Origin of the sequence: Draconibacterium halophilum, from assembly GCF_010448835.1 — a bacterium.
Taxonomy (GTDB): Bacteria; Bacteroidota; Bacteroidia; order Bacteroidales; family Prolixibacteraceae; genus Draconibacterium; species Draconibacterium halophilum.
In genome coordinates, this window is the sequence record NZ_CP048409.1 from 1,632,510 (window position 1) to 1,645,248 (window position 12,739).

Here is a 12,739-nt window from a genome sequence, read left to right on the forward strand (position 1 = left end):
AATGTAATTGTCCCTGTGAAAATTTGTGCTAATATAATTAAAATGATTTTCTGATATTATCGCTTTGTTTATACCCTGTTATGTATTGTTTGCCTTAATCTGGGCCAATCTTATTCTTCTGTTTTACAAACGTTTCTTATCAATTCACTTGTTGAATCGAATTCAATCTAAACAAAGTTAAGGGGTATTCGGTTTTCTAATCCTTCTGAATTATCAGAAAGAACAATAAGGTGCATCAATTCATATAAACTCTTTTTCGGCTGTAAATTTTGCAATTATTTGCGCTCACTTTCAACAGAAAAGACAAAACTGTCGCCCCGGTAATACCCCAAATTGTATTCAATTGGGCGTTTATTCTCGTCGTACACCAACCTGCGTCGAAAAAGCACCGGATCCTCGTTTGGAATATTTAGTTTCTTTGATAAAAATGGGGTTGCTTTTATTGCACTTATCTCTTCGTAAGAAAGAGAAGCTTTTACGTGGTACTTTTGTTCCAGAATCTCATACAGCGGATTGGCAAAATTTTCATCGCTGCTAATTCCCAGTTCCGGATTAAAATAGGAGATGAAGTATACAAACGGGAAGTCTTTTTTACCACGCAACCGTTCTAAAGTCATCACTTGTTTATCGGGCTTTATATTGAAAAACGAACACACTTCATTGCTGGCTGTTTGCCAACTTACATGAAGTTCAAAATTCTGAACCTGAATTCCCATTGCCTGCATTTCCTGCGAGAAACTATACCAGTTTTTTGCCCGCCCAGATATGCCTTTCGCGGCTACTTTTGTGCCATAACCTTTCTTTCTGATGAGCAATCCTTCGTAAACCAGTTTATTAATCGCCTGGCGTAAAGTATTTCTCGAAATATTGAGTTGTTTTGACAGGTCGACTTCATTAGGAAGCAATTTCCCTTTTTGGTATTCTTCCTGCTGTATCATTTCCCGAAGAAGCGCTTCAGCTTGTATGTGCAGTGGTGTTTGACTTTTATGATCTATGTTCAACCTCATGTTTATACATTTATCTGCGCCCAAAGATACGCTAAACACAATAAAATAAAATATATTCCTCAATATTTTAAGTTTTTGAAAATTTGTATATGTTTGCACAAGGAATTAAATGTATGAACATACGGTGTTATTCGTAGGAGTTTTAAATTTTTTTGGTTATCCTATACTGGTTTAACGAGTAAGAAAGTAAAAATCAATAATAATATGAGAAGCATTTTAGGTTTTATTACAGTGTTGGTGGTAAGTTGTTTTTGTGGAAACAGCTTCGGACAAGAGCTAACAAAATATGTCGACCCAAATATCGGAACCGCCCATTCGCGCTGGTTCTTTTACACGCCGGCAGCGGTGCCGTTCGGACTGGCAAAATTGGCTCCGTCAACCAATGCACATTACGGAAATGAGCAGGGCTGGGAAGCTGTTGGTTACGACGACCGCGACAGTTCAATCGAAGGTTTCGCGAACCTGCACGAGTTTCAGGTAGGAGGAATTGTTTTTGCTCCAACAGTGGGCGAGCTACAAACTGTTCCCGGAGATCTTGACAATCCTGACGGCGGATACCGCTCGCGTTTCGACCGTAAAAATGAATATGCAACAGCCGGTTATTATTCGGTTTGGCTTGATGATTATAAGGTTAAAGCCGAACTGACTGCCACACAACGTGTTGGATTTCATCGTTATACTTTCCCTGAATCAGAGTCGGCCAATATTCTTTTTGATATTGGCAATCAGCAGGGTGAAAGCGGAAAAGTAAAAGATGCGGAAGCTGTTATAACAGCAGATGGGCGAATTGAAGGTTATGTGATTACCGAACCTGAGTACGTAAAAAAATACCAGAAAGGTGCCGATGTTAAAATGTATTTCACGGCTGTTTTAGACAAAAAACCAACAGCATACGGAACTTTTAACGGAACTGATATTTTCAAAAGCGAAAAGAAAATTAACGGTGTTGGTGCCGGAGTTTTTCTTACATTTTCAACCAAAGAAAATGAGGCGGTTACCATAAAAGTTGGTTTGTCATATACTTCAGTCGAAAATGCAAGGCTCAACCTTGAAACGGAGGCTAATAGCCTGACTTTCAACAAGGCTAAAAAAACCAGCCTGAAAACCTGGGAAGATTACCTGGGCCGGATTACTGTTGAAGGGAAAAATGAAGCCGATAAAGTAAAATTTTACACCGGACTTTATCATGTGCTTTTAGGGCGTGGTTTAGCTAGCGATGTGAATGGCGCATATCCGAAAAATGATGGTGAAGTAGGACAAATTGCACTGAATGAAAAGGGAGATCCAGTTCATAACCATTATAATACCGATGCTATCTGGGGTGCTTTCTGGAACCTGACACAATTGTGGACCATTGCATATCCTGAATATTATTCGGAATGGATACAAAGTCAGTTACTCGTTTACAAAGATGCCGGTTGGCTGGGCGACGGAATTGCATGTAGTAAGTATGTTTCGGGAGTGGGAACTAATTTTACAAGCCTGGCAATTGCTGCGGCATACAATTGTGGAATTCGTGACTTTGATGTGGAGCTGGGTTATGAAGCAGCTTTGAAAAACGAAATTGAGTGGAAAGGCCGTATTGAAGGAGCCGGGAAAATGGATGTTCGCCAGTTTGTGGAGCGTGGCTACAGCCCTTACGATGAACGTTATGCCTGGGTAAGCGTTGAAGAAGGATCGGGATTTTCGGCCTCGCACACACTGGAGTATTCGTTCAGTAGCTTTGCAGTAGCTCAATATGCTAAACACCTTGGCAAAACCGACGATTATAAATTGTTGTCCCGCCTGTCAGAAGGATGGAAATTGTTATTCGATGAAGAAACAAAACTGATCAGGCCAAGAGACCTCGATGGTAATTTTATTCAGAACTTCGATCCGTTGGCACCGTGGATTGGCTTTCAGGAAGGGAACGCTATCCAATACACTTTTTATGTGCCGCACCAGCCCGAAGAATTGGTGAAGAAGCTGGGACGGGAAACTTTTAATAATCGACTGGACAGCATTTTTATTGCATCGCAAAAAAATATTTTCGGAGGCGGAAAAGAGGTGGATGCATTTGCAGGCCTGAAAGCATTATATAACCACGGAAATCAACCGAATTTACATATCTCATGGATGTTTAACTTTTCGGGTAGACCCGATCTGACCCAAAAATGGGTACGTGCCATTTGCGACGAATTTTACGGTACAGAAGGAATTCACGGCTATGGTTACGGACAGGATGAAGATCAGGGGCAACTTGGTGCGTGGTATGTAATGGCCGGAATTGGTTTATTCGACGTAAAAGGACTTACTGCTATTGATCCTGAAATGCAGATTGGCAGCCCCTTGTTTGATAAAATTACCATCCAACTTAACCCCGATTATTACAAAGGAAAACAGTTTGTTATTGAAACTGAAAATAACTCGAAAGACAATGTTTATGTGCAGAAAATTGAGTTGGATGGAGAAGTTCAGGGTTCACCATTTGTCAAATTTCAGGATATTGTAAATGGCGGCAAATTAAAACTGAAAATGTCGGGAACGCCTAAAATCAATCAGTAAGTATTTGAACTCAATTCTCTGTTTGCGACCAAAGTCGCGTAAAATGTAAATTAGATAATGGAAAAACGGAAAACAACACAGTTTTTGATGCCTGTTGAAAAAGACGGTGCGGTGGTGAATGGCTACGATATATACCCCTCGTTAAAATTGGGAGGCGATGTAATTTCAACCAATTTGTCGGCACTTGCCGAAAAGCTTAAAGGAGAAAGCACAATTATTATCGACGGCTATGTTGGAGTATACTTCGAAAACTTCAGGTTGTTATTGGATAATGCGCTCACCGCATTGGGAAAAACAACCAACTGGGTAAATGTGGAAACGACCTTAAAGCCTGAAAACGAAATCGATGAACTGATTTCTCCGTTTTTGGGCGAAGAAGATTCGATATTCGGAACGAGGGCAGCCATTAAACTGGAAGATTATTTTGATTCAGAAAAACTGAAAAATATAACAGCTGAAGCAAACGCAGATATTAATGTGATTTATGGTGCCGGAGCTTCTCTTACCGGTCGGGATGGAAAGCTATTGTATATCGATTTGCCCAAAAACGAACTGCAGTTTCGTGCACGTGCCGGGAGTGTAAAGAACCTGGGAGCCAGCCAATGTTTCGACATGAAAAAGATGTACAAACGGTATTATTTTGTCGATTGGGTGGTGCTGAATAAACACAAAAAAGAGATTTTAAATGTCATTGATGTAATCATTGACGGCCAGCATGAGGATGTATATTCATGGATGGATGGCGAAAATTTGCGTGCAGGTTTAAAAACAATGGGTGAGAACTTTTTCCGTGTACGGCCGTGGTTTGAGCCCGGTGTGTGGGGAGGAACCTGGGTAAAAAACAATATCGAAGGTTTAAATTCGGATGTGCCCAATTATGCATGGTCCTTTGAATTGATTACGCCGGAGAATGGGATTGTGTTTGAAAGCTCGCGAAAACTGCTGGAAGTTTCGTTTGATTTGCTGATGTTTGGCGAAGGCGAAGCAGTTATGGGAGCAGCCGATCATACAAAATATGGCGATGAGTTTCCGTTACGTTTCGATTTCCTGGACACTTTCGATGGCGGAAATCTGTCGGTACAGTGCCATCCGCGCCCCGAGTATTGCAAAGAACATTTTGGCGAAGACATTACGCAGGAAGAAACCTACTACATTCTCGACCGGAAAAATGATGCCGCTGTTTATATCGGCTTTCAGGAAGACATAGAGCCTAAGAAGTTCAAAACCGTTTTGTGGGATAGTTACAATACCAATACCGCCATTGATATTACAAAATATGTACAGGAGTTGCCAGCCAAAAAACACGATCTTTTTCTTATCCCACCGGGAACAATTCATGGTTCGGGAATCGATAATTTAGTACTCGAAATCAGTACAACACCATACATTTTCACCTTTAAAATGTACGACTGGGTGCGACCTGATTTAGATGGGAATCCACGCCCATTGAATATCGAACACGGTATGAAAAACCTGTATTTCGACCGGAAAGGGGAGAGGGTAACGAAAGAGTTAGTTTCGCACCCAAACCTGATTCAGGAAGGTGAAGACTGGCAGTTGTACGAACTTCCAACGCACGAAAAACACAGTTACCGTGTAAAACGGTATCATTTCAATACGGAGATAAATGTTGAAACTAAAGGTAAATTTCACGTACTTAGTTTAGTTGAGGGAACTTCTATTGAAGTAGAATCGGAAAACGGACGAAAGGAAACTTTCCAGTTCGCTGAAACCTTTGTGGTGCCGGCTGCTGCAAAATCGTACACCATTCGTAATTCTTCGGCTGCTGAGGCTAAAGTTGTTGTGGCGTTTATGAAATAATGACTATGAACGAAAAATATGCAATAGGAGTAGATGTTGGAGGAAGCCACATTAGCTCGGTTGTGGTTGATGCGAGCTCCGGCAATATGCTTAAAGATAGCCTGGACGAAGTTAAAGTCGACAATCAGGCAACTGCCGACGAGATTCTTGATAAGTGGGTCGCTGCAATCAGTGAATCCATAAAGTCAATCGAGAGAGACAAACTGATTGGAATTGGTTTTGCCATGCCTGGTCCATTCGATTATAAAAACGGTGTGGCGCTGTTAAAAAACGTTGCCAAGTACGACAGTTTGTACGGAATGAATATCGGCGACGAATTAAAGAAACGCCTGGAATTGCCGGATGAAATGCCTTTCAGGTATTCGAATGACGCGCTGTCGTTTGCCATTGGAGAGTGCTGGGGCGGCAAAGCCTCAAATTACAAAAACGTTGTGGCTATTACACTTGGAACAGGTTTTGGCTCCGCATTTCTCACCAATGGAGTTCCCGTAATCGAAGGAGAACGTGTACCTGAAAAAGGCTATGTTTATAATATCCCCTATAAAAACGGAATTGCCGACGATCACTTTTCTACCCGTTGGTTTGTAAATGAATACCAACGCCGAACCGGAATAAATTGTGCGGGAGTGAAAGAAATTACAGATTGCGCTAACGAAGATGAGGATGCCAAACTTCTTTTCGAAGATTTTGGACATAACCTGGCGATTTTCCTGTTGCCACTTCTTACTACTTTTGATGCAGAATGCCTTGTTGTTGGTGGAAATATATCCGGTGCTTACTCCCTGTTTGGTAATGCCTTTCAGGATGTTTTAGAAAAAGAGAAACTAAATATTGATGTAGTAATTTCGGAACTAATGGAATCGGCAGCAATGGTAGGAAGTGCCCGGCTTTTGGATAAAGATTTCTGGACTAAAATGGAGCCTTTGGTGGCTAAAATCTAACGAGCAAAAAACTTATGAGTAAAAGATCGAATTTAGCCGTACTACCGGTTTTGTTTAGCTTCTTTATTATGGGCTTTGCCGATGTGGTGGGCATTTCATCCAGCTATGTAAAGCAGGATTTTGGCTTGAGTGATTCAATGGCCAACCTATTGCCGATGATGGTTTTTCTGTGGTTTGCCGTGTTTTCGGTGCCCACAGGAGTGTTAATGAATAAGCTTGGGCGAAAAAATACCGTATTACTGAGTATTGTTGTTACACTGCTGGCTTTGCTGGTACCATTGGCAAGCTACAGTTATGCAATGGTGTTAATTGCTTTTGCCTTGCTCGGCATCGGAAACACGATTTTGCAGGTTGCATTAAATCCCTTGTTAACCAACGTGGTTAGCGGCGAAAAATTAACCAGTAGCCTGACACTTGGCCAGTTTGTAAAAGCTATTGCTTCTTTTATCGGGCCCATTGTTGCAGGCGTGGCATCCGGCACATTCGGTAACTGGAAACTTATATTTCCATTTTTTGCTTCGGTTACCTTGTTGTCAGGCTTGTGGCTTTTATTGGCCCCGATTCAAAAAGAACAGTCAAGCAGCGAAACGGCCGGTTTTGCCGCAAGTTTTAAATTGTTGAAAGATCCGGTTATGCTGAGTTTCTTTTTTGCAATTGTGGTTTTAGTGGGAATCGATGTTGGGTTGAACGTTACTTTCCCTAAGTTTCTGATGGAACGTATCGTGATGCCGTTGGAGAAAGCCGGATTGGGCACGAGCTTATATTTTGCAGCCCGTACCATCGGTACTTTTATCGGCGCCATTTTATTGATGAAATATTCGGGGCGGAAATTTTACATCGGCAGTGCGGTTTTAGGAATTGTTGCGCTGGTGGTTATGGTTGCTGTTCCCGGTCCGGTTTCGCTGATGTATATAATGATATTTTGTTCCGGACTGGCAGTTGCCAACGTGTTTTCCATCGTTTTTTCGGCAGCGTTGCGCCGAAAGCCGGAGTATGCAAACGAAGTTTCGGGTTTGCTGATAATGGGAGTAGCCGGAGGTGCAATAGTTCCCCCGGTTATGGGTGTGGTATCTGATACTGCAGGACAAACAGGGGCAATGCTTGTTGTGCTTTTGTTATTTGTGTATCTTTTGATAAACGCGTTAAAAATGAAATAGCGGGTAACGCCGGAGCTGTTATTTGGAGCTAACAAACAGGTCGATAAAAAGCAAGGCGAGGAAACCGTATTCGGTTAAATTCTTTTTGATGAATTTGCTTGCTTTGCTTAAATGGTCTTCAACTGTTTTTATCGAAATACCAAGTTCGGCAGCAATTGTTTTATTCGCTAAACCTTGTTCTTTGCTAAGTTGATATATTTTTTTTCGTTGCGGAGGCAGTTGTTCTACCAGGTCGTTGAGCTTGTTGGATAACTGGTTGTAGTTAAACTGCGACTCAGTATCGATGCTATTGGTTATCGATTTGTTTTTCAGGTGTTCCAAATAGTCTTTTTCCGAAAGCTTTTTCCGAAAAACAGAAACGATAGTGTTTTTGGCCACCGTAAATAAATAGGCATCAAGATTTGAGTCTTTCTTTAGTTTGTTTCGGTTCATCCAAACATTAACAAATACTTCCTGAACGATGTCGAGAACCTCTGATTCCGATTTTAGGTATGCCATTGCAAAGCGATACAGCCTCGGGCTATATTCGGCATACAAATCATTAATGGCAGTTTTATCACCATCAATAAATCGATTAATTAGTTTCTCGTTATTCATCTGTCGCTGTTAGCTAGAACTCACAAAACTATAAAATGTTTTCAGATTCTGGCTGAATGAAATGAGGTAGCCTAATGGTTGAGGGAAGAAAAATGAAAAAAATGTAAAACCGAAGCAGGGGTTTTTTATACTTTACACGTTTAACAAGCGAGTACAAGATTATATGAAAGAATATTACAGGAAATATATTGAAAACAATTGCACGGAGGAGGATTTTCAGCAATTTGTTGAATTGTTTGTAAAACCGGACAAAAAGCCGGTTTTGGATGCCAATATGAAAGAGCATTGGAAATTTACAAAAGCTGAGGAAGCAGAAACCCCCGATTTGTCGGATACGCTACACAAAATTCATTACGAAATAAATAGCCAGGAACCACGAGCAGGCAAAACCCAAAAATTAGTGAATTATTTAGCCCGTGTGGCAGCTGTTCTTTTTATTCCGTTGGCTATTGCGTTCTTTTTTACACTAGACAAAACGGATATTAGTGCCGAACTGCAAACGGTTTCAACGCCGTTGGCCTCGAAAACCCATTTTGTTTTACCCGATGGTTCTGAAGTTTGGCTGAACTCAGGTTCTTCCTTAGAATATCCGAAAGAATTCAGCAGAAAAAAGCGTTTGGTTAAACTGAGTGGTGAAGCCTATTTTGATGTTCAGAAAAGCGAAACACCCTTTGAGGTTGTTACCGAGAATGTACAGGTAAATGTACTGGGTACGGCTTTTAATGTAATGAGTTATTCAAATACCAATCCCGAAGTAACATTAGAAAGGGGAAAAGTACAATTGATTTCAAACTCGGGGGAAGAAAAAATTCTGGCACCCGGACAGCAGGCTGTAATTGATGCTGAAAACTCTTCAATTCAGGTGCAAAAAGTGGATACCGAAATTTATTCGTCGTGGATTGATAATAAGTTGATATTCAGAAATGAATCGTTGAAAGATGTTGTTGAACGGCTGGAGCGGTGGTATAATATTTCGATTGAACTGGATGATCAATATATATCAGATAAGAAATTGACGGCAACAATAGAATACGAGTCAATTACAGAAGTGATGGACTTGTTGGAAATAACAATGTCGTTAAAATATGAATACGATAAGAACGAAAGAAAACTGATTGTAAAACCAATAAAATAACAAATCTGCCTATGGAATAAGTAACTTGAACTAAACCTCCAAAAACATAAAGAAGTGGAGAAGCCACCAACTTCCCCACCTCCGAAAAATAATTATCAGAATTATTAATCTTAATACGTCAAATCTATGAAAAAAAAGAGATTGAAGGAAATCCCGTTGTGGAGTTTCTTCTTAAAACTTTTAAGACTTATGAAAGTAACTTTGTTTTTGTTATGTATTAGTGTTTTTTCAGTAATGGCTAAGGAAAGCTATTCGCAGGTAACACGTTTATCGGTTGAACTGAAAAATACGGATGTCAAAAGTGTCCTAGAAGAAATTGAAAATCAAAGCGAGTTTCATTTTTTCTATTCCGGGGATGTAATTGACACAGAGCGTAAAGTGTCAGTTAGTTTTAGAAATACTGACATCGAGAAAATTCTAACAGAAATATTTTATAACACCGGTGTTGAGTATAAAATTGTTGGCAGGCAGGTAGCCTTGTATAAAGGCGAGTTTGATGAATCGAACTTACCGGCGGTTCAGCAACAGGGAGTAACCGGAACGGTTACCGGAGCTGATGGTCTGCCAATTCCGGGTGTTACAGTGTTTGTAAAAGGTACTACCCAGGGAACGGTTACCGACATTGATGGAAATTTCCAGGTAAGCAATGTTGGTCCTGATGCCGTGCTGTCTTTCTCATTTGTAGGAATGCTTTCGCAGGAAGTTGTTGTGGGAAATCAAAGCAATATTTCGGTAGTGCTGGAAGAAGACGCCATTGGTATCGAGGAAGTTGTGGTAATTGGTTACGGTACCATGCAAAAGAAAAACCTGATTGGTTCTGTTGATCAGGTAAACTCAGATTTAATTGAAAATCGTCCGGTTGCAAATGCGGTCCAGGCTTTACAGGGAGCTTCGGCTAACCTTGTAATTCAGCAACGCAGCATGAACCCGAACGATAATAGTATGAATATTAACATTCGTGGTGTAAGTACCATGAATAACAATAACCCATTGGTTGTAATCGACGGAATGATTACAGAAATGGGAAGCTTAAGTAACCTGAACCCGGCTGATATTGAAAATGTATCGGTGTTAAAAGATGCTGGTAGTGCTGCCATTTATGGTTCGCGTTCGTCAAACGGGGTAATTCTGGTTACTACTAAAAAAGGTTCGAAAAGCGATAAACCAATTGTGCGTGTAAGTACAATGACAGGTTTTCAGGATCCGGATGTATTGTTTTCTCCCGTAAAAGGATACGAAAATGCCTTGCTTAAAAACCAGGCTTTAATCAATGTTGGTTCTTCGCCTAAATATACGCCTGCTGAAATCAGAGATTTTCAGCAGAACGGAGATGGACAGTGGTTCCTGGATGGAATTCTGCAATCAGCCTTGCAGCAAAATTACAACGCCAGTATTTCAGGTGGTAACGAAACTTCTACCTACATGGTTTCTGCAGGATATTACAACCAGGAAAGTAACTTCGTTGGCAGTTTCGGAATTGAGCGTTACAACTTCAGAACCAACCTGGTGAGCCAATACGGTAAATTGAAATTAAGTGCTTTAATGGCGTTTAACCGCACCATGCAGAAAGCACCAAATGCCAGCACCGGATTCCTGATCGTCGACGGTTCGCGTATTCCGCCTTACTACACTTACCAGATGAAAGCCGACAATGGCAAGTACCTGATTAACGATGTGCTTTCGCAATTTAACCCGCTGGGGCAATTGGAAGCAGGTGGTTTCCAGAAAAAAGACGATGATAATTTCCTTGGAAGTTTGAATGCGGAACTGGATGTGGCAAAAGGTTTAAAGGCAAAAGCTATGGTTGGACTCGATTTAGGAGCAAACCACCGTTTTATCAGAGCTTTGGAAGTTCCGTTCTACTCAAGCCCAACTGCTGAAAAACCAAACTCGTATGCCAACCAAACCAGGAATACCGAAGATTACAACGAGAAAAGGTACATTCTGAATACACAGTTTTTGTTGGATTATAACCGTTCTTTCAACGAAGATCATAACGTTTCGGGTTTGATTGGTGTTTCGAACGAATCGTATACTCGTCAGGCCAACGAAATAAAAATGAGATATACAGATCCTGATCTTGGATTGCCGCAGTCGGAAACCGAAATCGATCCGTCGAGTTACAATACACCTGCACAAACACAGGAACGCAGTATTTACTCCATCTTTGGTCGTGCCGGTTATAACTACAAAGACAAGTATTACGGCGAATTTAGTTTCCGCTACGATGGTTCTTCAAAATTTGCTGAAGACTACCGCTGGGGATTTTTCCCGTCGTTTACCGGTGGCTGGCGTATGTCTGAAGAAAGTTTCATGGACAACTACAAAAGCAATATCGGCGACCTGAAATTACGTGGATCGTACGGTGTGTTGGGTAACCAGAATGTTGATGATTACTCATACTTTACAACCTACACCGTTTACAACAACAGTTATGGTTTCAACAATGAAGCGGTTTCAGGAACCGGTTTCGATTTTGGAAACAGTATGTTACAATGGGAGCAATCGGCCAACTTTAACATTGGTGCCGATGCTACATTCTTCGATTATAAACTGTCGGTTTCATTGGATTACTTCAATAAACTTACTTCTCAAATCCTGTTAACTCCGGTTGTGCCTTCGGTATTTGGTGGTGCAGTTGCAAAAGAAAATGCAGGCGAAATGAGAAACCAGGGTTGGGAAGCAACAATCAACTACCATGCAAAAACAGGCTCGGTTGACCACAATGTGCGTTTAAACCTGGCCGATGCCAAAAACGAAGTGGTTGATTTTGGTGGTAACGAACAAATTGATTCGAACGACCAGTTGCGTAAACTTATTCGCGAAGGCGAAGCTTTAGGATCGTACTTTGGATATAAAACCGATGGTTACTTTGGCAGTTACCAGGAGATTGAAAACAGTGCATTGCCAATTGGAGCAACTGTTGAACCGGGTGATGTAAAATATGTAGACAAGAATAACGACGGCGTTATCGACGACAAAGACCGTCAGGTTTTAGGAAACGCATTCCCTCGTTATACTTTCGGTTTGAACTACGATGTTACCTGGAAAGGATTTGACTTTGGCGTATTGATTCAGGGTGTGGGTAAACGCGATATGTTTTTGCGTGGTGAGCTTGTAGAGCCTTTCCATGCCAATTATTCATACGTAATGTACCAGCATCAGTTGGATTTCTGGACTCCGGTAAATCCTGAAGCGGAGTGGCCTCGACTGTCGGCTCCCGGGTCATCATCAAACCAGAATAACTGGGGTAGAGCTTCAGATATCTACATTTTCAATGCTGCTTATGTACGCTTGAAAAACATTCAGTTAGGCTACACATTGCCTAAAGAACTCACCGCAAAAGCGGGTGTACAAAAACTTCGTTTGAGTGTAAATGCACAGAATCTGTTTACACTTTCAAATGTTTCTTTTATCGATCCTGAATCGACAGAGTTTGGAAGTAATATGGGAGGAACCGGAGGAACCGGAGCAAACAGCGGCCGGAATTATCCTACGCTTAAGTACTACGGTTTTGGTTTAGAATTAGAATTTTAA

General features: G+C 41.1%; 8 protein-coding genes. 6 read left to right on the plus strand and 2 right to left on the minus strand.

The features are described from left to right. Nucleotides 1–275: 275 nt before the first annotated feature. Nucleotides 276–1,007 (minus strand): GntR family transcriptional regulator, encoded by a 732-nt coding sequence (locus G0Q07_RS06615; protein WP_163345342.1) that lies wholly within the window; start codon nucleotides 1,005–1,007, stop codon nucleotides 276–278. Nucleotides 1,008–1,211: 204 nt separating this feature from the next. Here G0Q07_RS06615 and G0Q07_RS06620 point away from each other — a divergent pair, with 204 nt between their 5' ends. From G0Q07_RS06620 to G0Q07_RS06635, 4 genes are read left to right on the plus strand one after another with little or no spacing between them, the layout of a single operon-like run. Then, nucleotides 1,212–3,551 carry a GH92 family glycosyl hydrolase gene (locus G0Q07_RS06620; RefSeq protein WP_163345343.1) on the plus strand — a complete coding sequence of 780 codons (2,340 nt, stop codon included), beginning with the start codon at nucleotides 1,212–1,214 and terminating at the stop codon, nucleotides 3,549–3,551. A 57-nt stretch (nucleotides 3,552–3,608) separates the two neighbouring features. Next, nucleotides 3,609–5,372 (plus strand): class I mannose-6-phosphate isomerase, encoded by a 1,764-nt coding sequence (locus G0Q07_RS06625; protein ID WP_203532684.1) that lies wholly within the window; start codon nucleotides 3,609–3,611, stop codon nucleotides 5,370–5,372. A 5-nt stretch (nucleotides 5,373–5,377) separates the two neighbouring features. Beyond that, complete coding sequence (locus G0Q07_RS06630) at nucleotides 5,378–6,313, plus strand: ROK family protein (RefSeq protein WP_163345344.1); 936 nt, start codon at nucleotides 5,378–5,380, stop codon at nucleotides 6,311–6,313. Nucleotides 6,314–6,327: 14 nt separating this feature from the next. Further along, nucleotides 6,328–7,470, plus strand: coding sequence for an MFS transporter (locus G0Q07_RS06635; RefSeq protein ID WP_163345345.1), 1,143 nt, complete (start codon nucleotides 6,328–6,330; stop codon nucleotides 7,468–7,470). Nucleotides 7,471–7,488: 18 nt separating this feature from the next. Here G0Q07_RS06635 and G0Q07_RS06640 read toward each other — a convergent pair whose 3' ends face one another. Continuing rightward, a complete protein-coding gene (locus G0Q07_RS06640) occupies nucleotides 7,489–8,067 on the minus strand; it encodes an RNA polymerase sigma-70 factor (protein ID WP_163345346.1) in 579 nt (192 codons plus the stop codon). Nucleotides 8,068–8,230: 163 nt separating this feature from the next. Between G0Q07_RS06640 and G0Q07_RS06645 the strand changes: the two genes are divergently transcribed. Continuing rightward, nucleotides 8,231–9,202, plus strand: coding sequence for a FecR family protein (locus G0Q07_RS06645; RefSeq protein ID WP_163345347.1), 972 nt, complete (start codon nucleotides 8,231–8,233; stop codon nucleotides 9,200–9,202). Between the two features lie 126 nt (nucleotides 9,203–9,328). Continuing rightward, nucleotides 9,329–12,739 carry a TonB-dependent receptor gene (locus tag G0Q07_RS06650; protein ID WP_203532685.1) on the plus strand — a complete coding sequence of 1,137 codons (3,411 nt, stop codon included), beginning with the start codon at nucleotides 9,329–9,331 and terminating at the stop codon, nucleotides 12,737–12,739.

Excerpts from the sequence above, each read along its gene's own strand:
- G0Q07_RS06615 (WP_163345342.1), bottom strand. The coding sequence starts at position 1,007 with ATGAGGTTGAACATAGATCATAAAAGTCAAACACCACTGCACATACAA.
- G0Q07_RS06620 (WP_163345343.1), top strand. The coding sequence starts at position 1,212 with ATGAGAAGCATTTTAGGTTTTATTACAGTGTTGGTGGTAAGTTGTTTT.
- G0Q07_RS06625 (WP_203532684.1), top strand. The coding sequence starts at position 3,609 with ATGGAAAAACGGAAAACAACACAGTTTTTGATGCCTGTTGAAAAAGAC.
- G0Q07_RS06630 (WP_163345344.1), top strand. The coding sequence starts at position 5,378 with ATGAACGAAAAATATGCAATAGGAGTAGATGTTGGAGGAAGCCACATT.
- G0Q07_RS06635 (WP_163345345.1), top strand. The coding sequence starts at position 6,328 with ATGAGTAAAAGATCGAATTTAGCCGTACTACCGGTTTTGTTTAGCTTC.
- G0Q07_RS06640 (WP_163345346.1), bottom strand. The coding sequence starts at position 8,067 with ATGAATAACGAGAAACTAATTAATCGATTTATTGATGGTGATAAAACT.
- G0Q07_RS06645 (WP_163345347.1), top strand. The coding sequence starts at position 8,231 with ATGAAAGAATATTACAGGAAATATATTGAAAACAATTGCACGGAGGAG.
- G0Q07_RS06650 (WP_203532685.1), top strand. The coding sequence starts at position 9,329 with ATGAAAAAAAAGAGATTGAAGGAAATCCCGTTGTGGAGTTTCTTCTTA.